The 15780-nt window shown below is 68.3% G+C and carries 13 protein-coding genes; 7 read left to right on the top strand and 6 right to left on the bottom strand.

The window, feature by feature from the left end; genetic code table 11:
- The first annotated feature begins 41 nt into the window (after positions 1-41).
- Genes AB0H43_RS00925 through AB0H43_RS00895 form a run of 7 tightly spaced genes read left to right on the top strand, consistent with a single transcriptional unit; the run spans position 42 to position 7947 of the window.
- Positions 42-494, top strand: a complete 453-nt coding sequence (locus AB0H43_RS00925; RefSeq protein ID WP_359994475.1) for a TadE/TadG family type IV pilus assembly protein — start codon at positions 42-44, stop codon at positions 492-494.
- Positions 482-1612, top strand: a complete 1131-nt coding sequence (locus tag AB0H43_RS00920) for a pilus assembly protein TadG-related protein (RefSeq protein ID WP_359994472.1) — start codon at positions 482-484, stop codon at positions 1610-1612. Before AB0H43_RS00925 ends, AB0H43_RS00920 begins: the two co-directional genes overlap by 13 nt.
- A 24-nt stretch (positions 1613-1636) precedes the next feature.
- Positions 1637-2410, top strand: coding sequence for an RcpC/CpaB family pilus assembly protein (locus AB0H43_RS00915; RefSeq protein ID WP_359994469.1), 774 nt, complete (start codon positions 1637-1639; stop codon positions 2408-2410).
- Between the two features lie 41 nt (positions 2411-2451).
- Positions 2452-3651: an AAA family ATPase gene (locus AB0H43_RS00910; protein ID WP_359994466.1), complete on the top strand. Its 1200-nt coding sequence runs from the start codon at positions 2452-2454 to the stop codon at positions 3649-3651.
- Positions 3652-3690: 39 nt separating this feature from the next.
- A complete protein-coding gene (locus tag AB0H43_RS00905) occupies positions 3691-5109 on the top strand; it encodes a CpaF family protein (protein ID WP_359994464.1) in 1419 nt (472 codons plus the stop codon).
- Positions 5109-7022: a VWA domain-containing protein gene (locus AB0H43_RS00900; protein WP_359994461.1), complete on the top strand. Its 1914-nt coding sequence runs from the start codon at positions 5109-5111 to the stop codon at positions 7020-7022. Before AB0H43_RS00905 ends, AB0H43_RS00900 begins: the two co-directional genes overlap by 1 nt.
- 4 nt (positions 7023-7026) lie before the next feature.
- Positions 7027-7947, top strand: a complete 921-nt coding sequence (locus AB0H43_RS00895) for a type II secretion system F family protein (RefSeq protein WP_359994458.1) — start codon at positions 7027-7029, stop codon at positions 7945-7947.
- Here the strand turns inward: AB0H43_RS00895 and AB0H43_RS00890 are convergent.
- The 6 genes from AB0H43_RS00890 to moaA form a co-directional block, all read right to left on the bottom strand.
- Positions 7937-9337, bottom strand: a complete 1401-nt coding sequence (locus AB0H43_RS00890; protein WP_359994455.1) for a hypothetical protein — start codon at positions 9335-9337, stop codon at positions 7937-7939. The two genes, AB0H43_RS00895 and AB0H43_RS00890, sit on opposite strands and share 11 nt — an antisense overlap.
- Before the next feature lie 68 nt (positions 9338-9405).
- The gene (locus AB0H43_RS00885; protein ID WP_359994452.1) at positions 9406-10020 is read right to left on the bottom strand and encodes a response regulator transcription factor; all 615 of its coding nucleotides are present in this window, start codon (positions 10018-10020) and stop codon (positions 9406-9408) included.
- A gap of 106 nt (positions 10021-10126) precedes the next feature.
- Positions 10127-13207 (bottom strand): UvrD-helicase domain-containing protein, encoded by a 3081-nt coding sequence (locus AB0H43_RS00880; protein WP_359994449.1) that lies wholly within the window; start codon positions 13205-13207, stop codon positions 10127-10129.
- 107 nt (positions 13208-13314) lie between these two features.
- Positions 13315-14532 (bottom strand): metallophosphoesterase, encoded by a 1218-nt coding sequence (locus AB0H43_RS00875; RefSeq protein WP_359994446.1) that lies wholly within the window; start codon positions 14530-14532, stop codon positions 13315-13317.
- Positions 14533-14543: 11 nt separating this feature from the next.
- On the bottom strand, positions 14544-14774 hold the full coding sequence (locus AB0H43_RS00870; protein ID WP_359994443.1) for a MoaD/ThiS family protein: 231 nt from the start codon (positions 14772-14774) through the stop codon (positions 14544-14546).
- A complete protein-coding gene (gene moaA, locus AB0H43_RS00865) occupies positions 14775-15770 on the bottom strand; it encodes a GTP 3',8-cyclase MoaA (RefSeq protein ID WP_359994440.1) in 996 nt (331 codons plus the stop codon). It lies immediately after the preceding gene.
- Between the last annotated feature and the right edge of the window lie 10 nt (positions 15771-15780).

The raw sequence follows: 15780 nt of genomic DNA, 5'->3' as shown, positions 1-15780 counted from the left end.
GATGCCTGCCGGAATCGCGCCAAGGACAGGAGAGGACAGGAATGAATCCGAAGAAGATGCGGCGGAGCCGGCACTCCGACCGCGGGGCCGCCGCCGTCGAGACGGCACTTCTGGTGCCCGTGTTGCTCCTCATCCTCTTTGGCGTCATCGACTTCGGGCGTCTCTTGAACGCGCAGATCACGCTGACCGAGGCCGCTCGAGAGGCGGCTCGGTCGCAGACGCTCAATCCCACCGACAACCGGGCGACCAATGCCAGTACGGCCCAGTCTCGGGCCAACCTGCTGGCTCAGAACATCGGCACGGTGACGGTGAACTCGGGTGCCAGCTCCTTCTGCACGCCGTCGGCCGGTGCAGGGGACGACGCCAAGGTCGTCCTCTCCCACCAGTTCAAGTGGGTCACGCCGGTCGGAGCCCTGGGGAGCTTCTTCGGCGGCGGCGGCTACGGCGCCAATCTCGACTTGTCGGCCACAGGAGTCATGCCATGTCGCGCTTGAGATACCGACCGTGGTGGTTCGCCCGGCGAGACGACGGCGGAGTCGCCTCGATCGTCGGGATTCTGGCGGCGACCGGCGTCCTGTTGGCCACGGCGGCGCTCACCGTCGATGTCGGCCAGCTGTACGCCGAACGCGAGGATCTCCAGAACGGCGCGGACGCGGCCGCGATGGCGATCGCCTTGGACTGCAGCCACAAACGCGTGAGCGAATGTCAGGCCGCCTCGGCAACCGCCGAGGACTACGCCAACCGCACGGCCCGTGACGGTCAGGCGGACCCGACTCGGGTCTGTGGCCAGGATCGTACGGGCTGGCTCCCGCCCTGCTCGGCGATGAATCTCGAGCGCAACGCGACGGCCTGCATCGGCTCCAGACCCGCCTCCGGGATCAACTACGTCGAGGTCTACGTCCGGACCGAACGTCCCGTGAGCAGCGACCGCTACATTCTTCCGCCGTCGTTCGCCCAGACGCTTCTTGGCGGGACCACGGCCAAGGGCGTGGGCGCCTGCGCGCGTGTCGCATATGGACCGCCGAAGCATGGCTTGGCCTTCACCATCAATGTGTGCGAAGCGCTGGCGGCGGAGAACAAGGTCGTTCCTTACTCGCCGTGGCCTCCGTCGAGTTCCGATTGGGGCCGCGAGGTCTACCTCGGTGTGCACGGCCCAGCCGGACGGACCTGCAACCCCGGCACTCCGCCGTCCGGGTGGAGCCTGCCCGGTGGTTACGACTGGCTGGACGAAGTCTCCCTGTGTCAGTTCGTCCTGGGCGACGACGGAATCTACGGCGGGGGCAGCGGTAGCCCGCCCTCACAGGACTGCAAGGACGCTCTCGACGACTTGCGAGACAGCGCACGAATCGTCGCGATCCCCGTCTACCGCTGGGAGCGGGGCACCGGCTCGAACATCGAGTATCAAATCGATCATTACATGCCTTTCGTGGTGACCGGCTATCACCTGCCGGGTCTGAGCGACCCGTCGATCGTGACCGGCGACGACCCCTGCAGTGGCAACGACACCTGCATCTACGGCTTCGTCCTGCCGTTCGACGCCCCCATTCAGGACGAGGTCGGCGAGGCAGTCGACGGCGACCTGAAGCTCTCCGTCATCAAGACCATCGGCTGAAGGAAAGTAGAGGATCACCTCATCATGACTCGGCGAATCATCGGCGTCGTGCTCGCCATCGTGCTGGCAGTCGTCGGCACGGCAGCGGTGCTGGTATATGTCACCTCGCTGAAGACGACCGTCGAGGAGGGGCAGAAGGGCGTCACCGTCCTGGTCGCCAGGGCGCGAATCCCCGCTGGCACCAGCGGCACCAGCATCCGTTCGGGCGGGCTCACCGAAGAGGTGGTCATGCCGCAGAGCTCCTTGCCGGACGACGTAATGATCAACATCGGCATCGAGTTCGACAAGCTCGTGGTCACCTCGGATGTGCAGCCGCGTCAACTTCTTCTCAAGGGCATGTTCGGTTCCCAGACGAAGCTCTCCGGCGGCATAGCGGTACCGGAGAAGCTGATGGCGCTCAGCGGCAAGTTCGAGGTCGAGCGCGAAGTCGGCGGGTTCGTCCGGCCGGGCTCCAAGATCGCGGTGTTCTCGACGTGCAAGGTCATCGACCCGGCATTCAAGAAGAAGAACGAGACGGACCGGATGGCAACCTTCGTGCTCCTGCCGAAGATGGAGGTTCTGGCGGTCGGCGCGTACGGCGAGGATGGACAGACCTCGGCTCAGTCGGCCGACGACCGCGCGAAAGCCGACGCCCAAGGCCGGGTGACCTTGATCGTGACGATCGCGGCCAGCCAGCAGGACGCCGAGAAGTTCGTGCACGCGACCGACCTCAACTGCAAGCTGACGCTTGCCCTCCTGACTGATTCCTCCGTCGTGCAAGTCGGCGGCGGGATAGACAACGGCACCTCGTTGCAGTGAAGTTGCTCAGAACAACCATGGAGCACGACGAGGGGCCTCCGATGACGATCCTCTATGAACAATGGCAACAGCAGGCCGAGAAGCTCGCGACCCTGCTGGGCGAGGACATCTTGATCGTCGGCTCGGCCGATGCGCTCGTCGAGGAGGTCAACGTCCGCCGGGACGAGATCCTGGTGATCCTCGGCCCCAGCACCCCGCTTGCGGAGGCGGTCGGCTTCGCCGAGCAGTGCCGCGTACGCCGGCCGGCGCTCGGGGTGGTGCTTCTTCGGCAGTATCTGGATGTCAACGTCATGGCGGAGGCGCTTCGGGCAGGCGTACGCGAGGTGGTGGACGTCGCCGACTCAGCCGCCATCCTCGGGGCCTGCGCGAGATCTCAGGACATCTCTCGTCAGCTGAATCAGCACACTCATGCCAATGGGCACGCCGTCATGCCGACGAGCGGGAACGGGGCGGGTGACCTGCGGGATGGGCAGGTCATCACCGTCTTCTCGGCGAAGGGCGGCGTCGGCAAGACGATGACTGCGCTCAACCTGGCGATCCTGCTGGCCGAAGGCGGAAAGCGGAAGGTCTGCCTGATGGACCTGGACCTCGCCTTCGGTGACGTAGCCATCCTGACCCAACTCGCCCCTGAACGGACCATCGCCGACGCGGTGCCGGTGGCGGACCGGATCGACGAGACCGGGTTCCGGACACTGCTCACCCCCTATCGGAGCGGACTCGACGTCCTCCTCGCCCCGGTGCAGCCGGCGCTGGCCGAGGACATCGGCCGCGGACTCATCAGCGATCTGATCCAGCTCGCGCGGGACTCGTTCGACTACGTCGTGATCGACACGGCGAGCGTGTTCAGCGAGCAGATGCTGGCCGCGCTGGATGCCGCCCATCACTACCTTCTCGTGACCACGCCGGAAATCCCGGCGCTGAAGAACACCAGGGTGGTCCTGGACATGTTCGACCTGCTGGACTACCGGCGAGAGGCCCGCACCGTGGTGCTGAACCGGGCTGATTCGAAGGTCGGCCTTTCGCATACCGACATCGAGAAGGTCATCCGAGTGCCCATCAACGCGCACATCCCGTCCAGCCGCGACGTTCCCGTGTCGGCGAACGTCGGCGTCCCACTGGCGGTCTCACACGCCAGCCACCCGGTGACGCTCGCCATCAAGGAACTGGCCGCGAAGAAGTTCCGCCGAACCGCGCCGGATGTCAAGGTCAAACGCGGTCTGTTCAGCAAGGGATCGAGGTAACCGGCTATGAGCTTGCAAGATCGGCTTGGGCAGCGTGCCGTGGGCATTGCTGGCGCCGGTGTGCTGCAGGAACGCATCGTCGCCGCCCAGGAAGCGGGATCGGCGTACGCCGCCCCGGTGTCGTCGGTGCCGGTCACGTCGGTGTTGTCCAACGTACGGCGTAATCACCGGAGGGCGTACGACCCGCTCGCGGCTGTGCGGCGCCGGGCGCACGAGGCGTTGCTCGAGTTGCTTGGACCGCAGCTCTACGAGACGGTGAACGACGACGACGAGCTTGCGCGGCGTGTACGCGAGGCGCTTCCCGAGGTGCTCGCCCGGGAGGAGGTGGTCCTCAGCGCGGGTGACCGTGCCCTGGCCTACCAGCAGATCATCGACGAGATCCTGGGCCACGGGCCGATCGAGCCGATGCTCCGGGACGCCGAGGTCACCGAAATCATGGTGAACGCCTGGGACCGGATATACGTCGAACGTTACGGTCACATCCACGAGGTCGACGCCGCCTTCATGGACGAGCAGCATCTTCGCCGCGTCATCGACAAGATTGTCTCGCGAGTGGGCCGACGGGTCGACGAGTCCAGCCCGATGGTCGACGCGCGACTGCCCGACGGATCGCGGGTGAACGCCGTCGTGCCCCCGATCGCCCTCGACGGCGCCGCTCTGACCATTCGGAAGTTCGCCGCCGAGCCTTACGGGGTCGACGACTTGATCCGTTTCGGGACGATGACGCAGCCCATCGCCGAGCTGCTGCGGGCGTGCGTCCAGGGTCGGCTCGACGTGATCGTCTCGGGCGGAACGGGCACCGGAAAGACCACCTTGCTCAACGTCGTGTCGAGTTTCCTGCCGTCCGACGAGCGAATCGTGACGATCGAGGACTCCGCTGAACTCCGGCTCGCCCAGGAACACGTCGTCCGGCTCGAATCGCGACCGCCGAACATCGAGGGCCGTGGCGAGATCACGGTCCGAGACCTCGTTCGCAACGCGCTGCGGATGCGGCCGGATCGAATCGTCGTCGGCGAGGTTCGAGACGGCGCCGCGCTGGACATGCTTCAGGCGATGAACACCGGTCACGACGGATCTCTGACGACGGTGCACGCCAATTCGCCACGCGACTCCATCGCCCGGATGGAGACGATGGTGTTGATGGCCGGCATGGATCTTCCTGTCCGAGCGATTCGCGAGCAGATCTCCTCGGCAGTCGACGTCGTCATCCAGCTGACCCGGCTTCGGGACGGTTCGCGGCGGATCACAAGCATTACCGAGGTCACCGGCATGGAAGGCGACGTCGTCACCATGCAGGATCTGTTCACCTTCGACTTCCGCGCGGGTCAAGACCAGTACGGGCGGCACCAGGGCCAGCTGCGCAGCACTGGTTTGCGACCGAAGTTCCTGGACGTCCTAGCCGATCAAGGCATCGCGATTACGCCGGAGATCTTCGGTCGTTCCGGGCTGGGGGCCTGATGCGCACGCGCCTGTTCGGTCTCATCGCGGCAGCATCTTGTGTCGCGGTCCTGGCGTCTCCGGCGTCGGCGGCCGATGCGACCATCGTGATCTCAAGCGTCGCGCAGGACGCCGGGATCGTCGAGTTCTACCTTTCGGGGCAGGGTCTGCCGACCGGCAATGCCATCGATGCCGAAAATCTCAAGGTCACGATGGACGGCACCGCACTCCAGGCGACGGTCACGCCGGTGAAGGCCGGTGAGGGAAAGCCGACCAACACCCGTGCTGTCGTGCTGGTGCTGGACACTTCGGGCTCGATGCGTGGCGAGCCGCTGACGGCGGCCAAGGCCGCCGCCGCGGCGTTTCTCTCGGCGCTGCCGTCGGACGTTCAAGTCGGTGTGGTTACCGCGGGTGCACCGGCCACCGTCAAGCTTCGGCTGACGGGCGACCGTACACAGGCGAAGAACGCGGTCGCGGGGCTCAACGCGGCCGGCGAGACGGCTCTGTACGACGGCATCAGCTCCGCCGCCGAACTTCTGAAGAGCGGCAACTACCGAGAGCGCCGGATGCTGGTGCTGTCCGACGGTGCGGACACCGCCTCCACGCATACGCTGCCCAAATCGACCGAAGATCTCAAGGGTATCCCGGTCGACACCGTCGCCTTCAAGACCGAAGAACAGACGAAGGGCGTACTTTCGGGATTGTCCGCCGGCACGGGCGGGCGGTTCTTCGCGGCGGTCGACGCAGCCTCGCTGACCGGTGCGTTTTCACAGGCGGCCGGATCGTTCTCGGCCCAGTCTCTGGTCAAGGTCGCCATTCCGCGGGAGTTGGCGGGCAAGTCCGTAACGATGACGGTGGCGGTCCGCTTGGGCACCACGTCTGTCTCGACCGACCTTGCGCTCACCCTGCTGCCAGACACTGGAGGCACGCCACTGCAAGGGTCCGCCATGCCGGGGTGGCCCCTCCCAGTGCGTCTCGGCATGCTGGCCGCCGTCTTTCTCGGTCTGCTGGCGTTGGGCTTACTCATTCTGTCGCCGCTGTTCGGAGCAGCCGAGCGTCGCCGTCGGCTGGCGCAGGTGAACCAGTTCGCCGCGCCGGTACGCCGCACGAACACGCACCAAAGTGAGTCGGACAATGCCGTCGCTCAAGCCGCGCTGGCCTTGTCCGAGCAGGTGATGAAGCAGGCCAAGGTCGAGGGCCGGATCGCCATGCAGCTCGATCGGGCGGGCATGCGGCTTCGCCCGCACGAGTGGTTGCTGATACGGGCGTTGATCTGCATTGCGCTGGGACTTGTCCTGGCCGTCCTCCTTGATCCGATTCTGGGCCTCATCCTGGGCATACTGCTGGGTGCGGTCGGGACAGCGCTGTATCACCGGATCCGCGCGTCCCGGCGGATCGATGCATTCGCGACGCAACTGCCAGACGCGTTGCAGCTGGTGATCGGTTCGATGCGCTCCGGCTTCTCGCTTCCCCAGTCGCTGGACGCGATGGTCCGGGAATTCCCCGATCCCATCTCGTCGGAGTTCGGCCGGGCTCTGGGCGAGACGAGGCTCGGCGTCGACGTCGAGGACGCGCTCAACCGGGTCGCGGCGCGCATGAACAGCAAGGACCTCAGCTGGGCGGTCGTGGCGATTCGGGTCCAACGCGAGGTCGGCGGAAACCTGGCGGAAGTCCTCCAGACCACGGTCGCGACGATGCGCGAACGATCCATGATCAAGCGTCAGGTCAAGTCGCTGTCGGCGGAGGGCCGGCTGTCGGCGTACATCCTGCTCGGCCTGCCGATTTTCGTCGCCGCTTTCATGCTGGTGGCCCGAGCGGAGTACATGGCGCCGCTGTTCACAACGCCGATGGGCGTAATGCTGTCGGTGATAGCGGTCCTCGAGATGGTCGTCGGCGCGTTCTGGCTCATCCGGCTTGTGAAGGTAGAGGTTTGAGACGATGCCTACGATCCTGTTCTTCACCGGGCTGGGCGCAGTCTTTCTCGCCATCGTGGTCGCCGTGTTCACGGTCGTTTCCGCGAGTGTGGGTCGTACGGGTGTGGCGAAGGCGCTTGCGTCGATCGACGCCGTATACGCACCCGGCGGGACGGCGGACGACAATCTGCGCGAGCGGGCAGTCGGGCCGGCCGTCGAGCGTGTGTCGGCTCTCGGGCGGATACTGACGCCGCAAGGGGCGGTCACCAAACTACAGAAATGGTTGGACTACGCCGGAAATCCGGCCGCGTGGCCGCCCGAACGCCTGATGGAGATGCAGGGTCTCGGACTCCTGGTCTTTGCGGCCGTCGGCTTGGTCGCCAGCCTAAGCCTGGGGGTGCCGGTCCTGGCCCTCGTGGTCGTGACGGTCCTGGCCGCCGCGTTCGGTTTCTGGTTGCCCTTCATCCTCGTCCTCAACCTAGGCCTGCGGCGGCAGCAGGAGATTCGGCGCCAGCTGCCGGACGCTCTCGATCTTCTCACTCTCTCCGTCGAGGCCGGTCTCGGGTTCGACGCCGCGATCTCGCAGGTCGCTCAGCAAATGCCGGGTGCTTTGTCGCGCGAATTCTCGCGGCTGTTGCACGAGATGCAAATGGGTCAGCGGCGCGCCGACGCAATGCGCGCGCTTGCGGGACGGACCACCGTCATCGAACTGCGTACGCTCGCCACGTCGGTAGTGCAGGCGGCCGAGCTCGGCGTGCCGATCGCGGACGTGCTTCGTGAGCAGTCCCGCGAGATGCGGATCAAACGACGGCAGACCGCTGAGGAAGCTGCCGCCAAGGTTCCTGTGAAGGTACTGTTCCCCCTCGTCTTCTGCCTCCTGCCGGCCCTCTTCATCGTCATTCTCGGTCCCGGCGTCATGAACATCATGGCCGCGTTCAGCCGTTGACAGCCCTGGCCGGCGGCGTGCGGCGGACAAACGCCGTGCTGTCGCCGTCTGTGGTCAGAATGTGCCAACGCTCATCGGTGGTCAGCCGCCGAGCGAGCGGCGACGCCGAGGGTGTGAGGACGCAGGTGACCTGTTGCTCGTCCAGCCAGGACGTTCCGCCGTCACCGAACTCGACGGCGGCGGCCTCGTCCAACGCCGCCGCGCCGTAAAGGTCGTTGCGTGAGTCTTGGCTGACGGGAACGTCTGGCCGGAGAAGAATCACCGGACCGCCGAGCAGGTAGCTGTTGAAGAGGCGGCAAGCGGCGGGCAGCCGCGCGATCGCCGCCAGCGGATAAGTGCTCCGCCCCGGGTGCATTCCGATGCTCGCGGCCACGACTGCCTGCCCTGCCAGCAGGACACCGAACCACACGCTGAAGAACTTACGGCGACGGAAGAAGTACTGTGCCGACGGCGCCCACGACGACAGCCAGGCGGCGGACGCGGCGAGGCCGAGGACGCACGCAATGGGTAGCAAGCGGATCGTGTATGCCCCGGCAGCCGCCATCGCGGCCACCGCGACAGCTACGGGCCACCTTCGTAGACCAGCCGCTGCGGCGGCTCCGGCCAGCGCCGTCAGCAAAGCCGCGATCTCCGCTGGTCCTCCGTCGAGGATGCTTCGCCATTCGGTGATGTCGGCCGATGCCGCTCGGACGGACCAGGCCTGCTGCACCAGCGTCCAGCCGAGCGGGTTGGCGAGGCAGCCGAGCGCCGCTGCCGCGATCGCACCGGCGACGAGGGCACCGACCCGCAGCGTCCGTGCCATCACGATGTGGCTCAGCCCGGCACAGGTCAGAAGGATCACGCCGATCGGTGCGGCGTTGTGCAGGTTCACCCAGACCGCATGAATCGCGCCTAGACCCGCGATGGCGAAGATCGGGTGTTGTCGGCGATCGGCCGTCAACGCCGTCTCCAACAAGACCAGGACGAGAGGCGCAGCTACGTAGTCGACGAGCTGTGGGCGGGCGGACAGCCAGCCCGTGAGCAGCATCAACCCGGTCGCGGCGACCCACACGGTGACCCCAGGGCGGGCACCCATCGCCCGGGCCAGGGTGGCCAGGGCCGCGCAGATGATCGGGATGAAGGCGGCCGAGAGAAGAGCGACCAAGGCAAGCCCGCCCCAGCGGTACGCCAGCCCGAGCAGCACGTCGAAGCCCCAGGAGTTCGGATGCCACTCCGCTCCGGTGGCCGTCCACGAATACGTGTCGGCGTCCGGGACGGAGCGTGTCCGCAGAACGTCCAGCCCGATGCGGATTTGCCAGAACGTGTCGGACTCGGCGAGCGTCCCGGAACGGAGCAGCGCCAGCGGAAGGAGAGCCAGCGGGACCCAGCCCCACCGTCGTGCGAACCCCACCCGGTCAGCCTGACAACGTCGATGCGGTCAGGCACCGCCCTCGCGGACAGTCTTCCTCCGGCGACCGGTCAGAGCAGGTCGTGCTGGGCGGCCACGATCAGCGCCTGCGCCCGGTTGTGCACGCCCAGCTTGTCGTAGAGCCGTGCGACGTAGGTCCGTACCGTCGACTCGGTCAACCGCAGCTGGCTCGCGATCGAGGCGAGCGACGAGCCGGTGTTGAGGTGCCGGAGGATCTCCTCCTCGCGCGGGCTCAGCGCGGCGGCGCGGGCGCGCCGGCGGGCCAGGGCCGCGGCCAGGTTGGGCGCGGTGAACGAGGCCGGCGCGACCGCCGCATGGCGTACTGCCGACATCAGCAGCTCGACGGTGGCGGTGCGGGGCAGGAACGCCGACAGCCCGGCTTCGAGGGCCCGGAAGATGTAGTCGTCCTCGGCCGGGCCGGTCAGGACGATGCCCAGCTGCGGGTGCTCCGAGCGTAGTTTGACGGCGAGTTGAACGCCGTCGCCGTCCGGCAGGTGCGTGTCGACCGCGACGACGTTGGGCGACAGCGCGTTGACCAGCTCCACCGCTTCGTCCGCGCTGGTCGCCTGGCCCACCAGAGAAATGTCCGGGTACGCCGAGACCGCGGCGGCGTAGCCGAGACGAGTCAGCGTTACGGCGTCGACGGTGACCAGTCGGACCGACATCCCCACGTCCCTCCAGGTCGATGCCTAGTGCGCATCATGAAATCCTGGGAACACCCTGCCTCATCCGGTGCGGTTACGCCAGTCCTGACCGGATCGGACAAGTGCGTTAAAGCAGCCGCAACTGCTGATCTCGTCGGCGTACGGGGGCGGTGTCGCCCAGCCATTCGAGCAGGCCGGCGTCGATCGTATCGAGGAACGGCGTTGGGCTGGCCTCACGCTCGGCTCCGTAGCGGAATCGCTTCGCCGCGTGTGTGAGATACAGTCGCCGCTGCGCGCGGGTGATGCCGACGAAGAACAGCCGGCGTTCCTCCGCTTCCGCCGCGGCCTGCTCGTCTGGGGTCAGCCGGGTGGCGGCGCCCGGTAGCCGGAGGGGCAGCAATCCGTTCTCGCAGCCGGCGAGGAAGACGACCGGGAACTCCAGCCCTTTGGCGGCGTGCAGGGTAAGCAGCGTGACCGCCTCGGCGCGGGGGTCCAGCGCGTCGACTTCGGCACCGGTCGCCAATTCAGTGAGGAAGGTCTCCAAGCCGGCCTTCTCACATCGCCGGGCCAGTGGTGTAAGCAGGTCGACCGCGGCCCACAGATCCTCTGGGCTGAGCGTGCTGTCCAGCGCCGGGCGTTCGGCCAGAACCTGGGCGGCCTGCTTCATTCGCGAGATGAGTCCGGCCTGTTCACCGGCCGGGGCCAGTCGCATCTCGGCCGCGATGGCGCTCACCGCGGGCCGGTCTCGCAGCCGGTCGTGCGATCGCTTCTGCACCGGGATCCCCGCGCGGTGCAACGTCTCGACGATGATCGCCGCCTGGGCGTCGGTCCGGTAGAGGACGGCGATGTCGGTGAAGGAGACGCTGACGGACTGGACGCCACGGGTGTCGGCCTTCGACCGGTGCGACACGCCGCCGACCAGTTCGTCCACCGTACGCGCGATGAACTCGGCCTCTTCGGCGGCCGAACCGGCGGCGTACCGGCCGATGAGCGAGGCCTCGGGATCGACCTTGGCCGGGTCGAGTCGGCGGCCCGGCACCAGGGAGGTCGGCGCGATCGCCTGCACGGCCGCCGCGATGATCGGCGCGGACGACCGGTAGTTGCGGGTGAGGCGGACGAGCCGGGCGTCGGTGAAGTCCTTGGCGAACCGCAGGAAGTACTGCACGTCGGCCCCGCGGAAGGAGTAGATCGCCTGGTCGGGGTCGCCGATGGCGCAGAGGTTCCCGTCGGCCGGGACGAGCAGCCGCAGCAGCTCGTACTGATCTTCGTCGACGTCTTGGTACTCGTCGACGAAGACCCACCGCCAGCGGTGCCGCAGCGACCGGGCGAGTTCGGGCTTGCTCCGCAGCAGTGTGACGAGGCGCGGGACGAGCTCGTCCAGGGTGACGCCGGGTGCGTCCGGCGTTTCCGCGATCACCAGCGAACGGTCCTGCTCGCGGAGCACCGACAAGGCGAGCGCGTGGAAGGTCGAGACGGTGACGTCGCCCGAGACCGGGCCGAGCAGCGCCTTCAGGCGTTCGCGCAATTCCTCGGCGGCCCGCCGGGTGAACGTGATCGCGAGGCACTGCTCCGGGAAGACGTGCATCTCGGCGCACAGGTACGCGATCCGGTGGGTCAGCGTACGCGTCTTGCCGGTGCCTGGACCGGCCACGATGAGCAGCGGACCCCCGGGAGCGGAGGCGGCCACCCGTTGCATGGCGTCGAGGCGGTCGAGCAGTCCGGTGCCGACCTCCTCCATCCCGGCCAGCATCGGCTCGAACGGCTCGTGCGGCGAGACGGGCGGCGGTGGTGGCGGGGACACGACCGGCGGCGGGCTGGAGACCGGCCGGGACACGGGTTCGCGACCGGCCCGGGGCGTACGCTGCTTCGGCGCCGGCACCCGGGATGCGGGCACCACGGGCACCTCAAAGAGGGCGTCGGCGGCGCCCAGCTCACCCGGGTCGAAGAGCCGGATCACGCCGTACTCGCCGTCGTAGCCGGGGATGCGGCGTACCTCGCCGGCTCGCAGCCGCCGGATCGCCTCCTGGAGGTCGGATCCCCCGGCGGCGCCGATCTGGTCCAGCGGCGCTTGCCGAAGGATGTGCAGCTCCGGTCCGATCGTGGCGACCAGCGACGACGCCTTCGTCTCGACCGTGCGGGTCTTCGGTCCGACGCCGGCGATCTCGCCCAGGATCTCGGGCAGCTGCACGAGGTGCTCGACGGCGGGCGCTCCCTCGAAGGCGCCCGGAGTCCGGTCGGCCAGTTCCTCGACCCGGGCCAGGACGCCGACCGTGACGGCCTTTCCGCAGACGCTGCACTTGCCGTCGGCCGCGCGCGTCTGCTCCGGCGTCCAGTTCACGCCACACGCCCGGTGGCCGTCCCCGTGGTACTTGCCCTCCTCGGGGAAGAACTCGATCGTGCCGAGGAGCGCGCTGCGATCGCGGAGGCCGTCCCGGACCGCGAAGTAGTCCATCGCACCCCGCAGGACGGTCGCCTCCCGGCCCAGGGCCTGCGGCGAATGAGCGTCCGAATTGGAGACGAGGGCGTACCGGTCGAGCGAGGAGACCCGCCAGTTCATCTCCGGATCGCTGCTCAGCCCGGTCTCGACGGCGAAGATGTGCTCGGCGAGGTCCTCGTAGCAGTCGGCGATCCGGTCATATCCGCTTTTGGAACCCAAGGCGGAGAACCACGGCGTCCAGATGTGCGCCGGGACCAGGTACGCGTCCGGGTCGGCCTCCAGCGTGATCTCCAGCAGGTCACGGCTGGGCAGCCCGAGGATGGGCCGGCCGTCGCTGGCCAGGTTCCCGACCCGGCCGAGGCGGGTGGCGAACCGTTCGGCCGCCGCCAGCGACGGCAGGTAGATCAGGTGGTGGACCTTGCGCGTACGCTCGCCGGCCTTGTAGATCGTGGAGATCTCGACGCTGAGCAGGAACCGTGCGCTCGGCCGCGCCGCGAGCACCGGGGCCAGCCGCCGATTCACGTCCGCCTCGAGGTCGGGCTTCAGCTGGTAGAGCCCCGGCTCGGCCTCGACCAGCGCCTCGTGCAGGTGTTCGCGCCAGGCCGGATGGGTGATGTCACCGGTGCCGAGCAGCGCGATTCCCTTACGTCGCGCCCACCACGAGAGATTCGGAAGGTCGAGGTCGCGGCTGCAGGCGCGGGAGTAGCGGGAGTGGATGTGCAGATCCGCGACCCACGAGGGGGTGATGGGGTCTGTCGCGAGCGGGGGCACGCGGTGAATCCTGGCATGCGCGCGCGGTGCCGCGCTCGCCGCCACACCGGCTCGTGAGATGTCTGACTCCAGTCTGGCTGCCCGGCGTCCACCGCTTGGGCGAGGCGTCAGGGAGCGCGCAACTCGACCAGCGTGATGTCCGGCGGTGCCCCGACGCGCACCGGTGGCCCCCAGAATCCCGCACCGTTGGTCACGTAGATCTGCGTGCCGTCGATGGTGTCGTAGCCGCTCACCACCGGTTGCTGCAGCTTGACCGCGAGATTGAAGGGCGCCATCTGGCCGCCGTGGGTGTGCCCCGACAGTTGCAGGTCGACGCCGTGCTTGGCCGCGTCGTGCACCTGGATCGGCTGGTGCGCGAGCAGGACGACCGGCTTGGCCGGGTCGCGCCCGTCGAGCGCCTTCGCGAAGTCGGGCCCGTCGTCGAAGCCCGCCCCGGTGACGTCGTTGACCCCCGCCAGGTCCAGCCCGCCGGGCAACGCCACCCGCTCGTTGCGCAACGGCTTCAAACCCAGTTCGGTGACCTCCTGGATCCACTCCTCGTAGCCCGAGTAGTACTCGTGGTTGCCGGTCACGAAGTAGGCGCCGTGCTTGCTCCGCAACATCCGGAGCGGCGCGGCGTCGTCGCCGAGCTGGGCGACCGTGCCGTCGACCAGGTCGCCGACCACGGTGACGATGTCGGCGTCGAGGCCGTTGATGATTTCCACGATCCGCTCGATGTGCTTCCGCCCGGCCAGCGGTCCGAGGTGGATGTCGGAGACCAGCGCGACGCGATAGCCGTCCATCGCGCGCGGCAGCTTGGCCAGCGCGATCTGGCGGCGCTTCAGCACCGGCCGGCCCAGCGCCTGGGTCACGCCGAAACCCACGGTCCCGGCCGCGACGACCCCAGCGGTGATCGCGACCGTGCGCGCCACGAACAACCTCCGGCTTTCGCCCGAAGGGGTACGCCCAGCGGGGCGGTCGTCATCGGTGACTTCTTCCGCCGGGGCGGGTGCGGCGGCGATTGCGCCCGCGTCGGGGGCTGCCCGGCCGGTCCGCGCCGACAACCGCTTGGCGATGAACGCCGGTATCTCCAGGACGGCGAGCGTGACCAGCAGGTAGAACATCACGGCGAGCCACAGGTAGCCGACGACCGCCAACCATTCGAGGTTCGCGTCCAGCCGGGTGAGCACAAGGGCTCCGATGAGGACGACGAGGGCCGCCACCACGAGTCCGGTGCCGATCCGGCGGGCCCGGCCGGGCCGGGTGGTGCTGCGTACCAGCCGGAACCAGAGGTAGTAGTGGATTGCGGCGGCGACACCGAGGGCGAAGATCAGGAAGAACGCCATCTGCGCCACGCTCAGCCGCCCGCGAACGGGGGCAGCACGTCGAGCGTGCATCCGGCCGGGAGCGGCTCGTCCCGGTCCCGCCAGGCGGTGCCGTCGACGAGGAAGCTGGCCGCCGAGAGCACCTTGGCGAGTTGCGGACGGGCGCTCGCGGTCAACTCCGCGACGCTGCTCCCGTCGGGCAACTCGGCCTCGGTCGCCCCGGCCGCTGCCCGGGCCCCGGCGAAGTAGCGAACCGTGATCACTCAGCCTCCGATCGCTGACATGCCCCGCGCGGGCTGCAGGAAATCTGGATTGTCGATGCCGTGCCCGGCGCGCTTGCCCCACATCGCGGCGCGCCACCGCTCGGCCAGGTCGGCGTCGTCCGCCCCGCTCCGCAGCGCGCTCCGGAGGTCGCTCTCCTCGGTCGCGAACAAGCAATTGCGGATCTGCCCGTCGGCGGTGAGCCGTGTGCGGTCACAGTCACCGCAGAACGGGCGGGTGACGCTGGCGATGATGCCGACCTTCGCCGGTCCGCCGTCGACCAGGAAGGTCTCCGCCGGCGCGCCCGCGCGTGGGCTCGGGTCCGGCGTCAGGTCGAACTGAGCGGCCAGCGAGGCCTGGATCTCGTCGGCGGTGATCATCTGCTCCCGCGACCAGCCGTGCTGGGCATCGAGCGGCATCTGCTCGATGAACCGCAGCTCGTAGCCGTGGGCGACGGCGAATCGGAGCAGGTCGGGCGCCTCGTCGTCGTTGATCCCGCGCAGCAGGACGGCGTTGAGCTTGACGGGGGTCAGCCCGGCCTCGGCCGCGCCGGTGATCCCGGCCAGCACCGCCGCGTGCCGGTCGCGATGGGTGATCTGGGCGAACCGATCGGCCCGGAGCGTGTCGATCGAGACGTTGACCCGGTCGAGCCCGGCCGCGGCCAATCCATCGGCCAGCCGGTCGAGCCCGATGCCGTTGGTCGTGAGCGCGAGGTGTGGCCGGGGGTGCAGACGGGCCGTGGCGGCCACGATCTCGGTCAGGCCTGGGCGCAGCAGCGGCTCACCCCCGGTGAACCGGATCTCCGTCACCCCGAGCCGCTCGACCGCCACCGTGATCAGCCGGACGATCTCTGCGTCGGTGAGCATCTCGGCCCGGGGCAACCAGGGCAGGCCCTCCACCGGCATGCAGTAGGAGCAGCGCAGATTGCAGCGATCCGTCAGCGAGACGCGCAGATCCGTGGCGCGCCGCCCGAAGCGGTCCAGCAATCCGAAGGTCACCGTTCGACGG

It is taken from the genome of Hamadaea sp. NPDC050747 (genome assembly GCF_040654195.1).
Lineage (GTDB): Bacteria > Actinomycetota > Actinomycetes > Mycobacteriales > Micromonosporaceae > Hamadaea.
The sequence above is the reverse complement of the archived record's forward strand: the minus strand, read 5'-3'. Positions and strand labels throughout refer to the sequence as shown.

Coding starts and splice junctions, on each gene's coding strand:
- AB0H43_RS00910 (WP_359994466.1), top strand. CDS start 2,452: ATGACGATCCTCTATGAACAATGGCAACAGCAGGCCGAGAAGCTCGCG.
- AB0H43_RS00900 (WP_359994461.1), top strand. CDS start 5,109: ATGCGCACGCGCCTGTTCGGTCTCATCGCGGCAGCATCTTGTGTCGCG.
- AB0H43_RS00895 (WP_359994458.1), top strand. CDS start 7,027: ATGCCTACGATCCTGTTCTTCACCGGGCTGGGCGCAGTCTTTCTCGCC.
- AB0H43_RS00925 (WP_359994475.1), top strand. CDS start 42: ATGAATCCGAAGAAGATGCGGCGGAGCCGGCACTCCGACCGCGGGGCC.
- AB0H43_RS00915 (WP_359994469.1), top strand. CDS start 1,637: ATGACTCGGCGAATCATCGGCGTCGTGCTCGCCATCGTGCTGGCAGTC.
- AB0H43_RS00885 (WP_359994452.1), bottom strand. CDS start 10,020: ATGTCGGTCCGACTGGTCACCGTCGACGCCGTAACGCTGACTCGTCTC.
- AB0H43_RS00920 (WP_359994472.1), top strand. CDS start 482: ATGTCGCGCTTGAGATACCGACCGTGGTGGTTCGCCCGGCGAGACGAC.
- AB0H43_RS00875 (WP_359994446.1), bottom strand. CDS start 14,532: ATGGCGTTCTTCCTGATCTTCGCCCTCGGTGTCGCCGCCGCAATCCAC.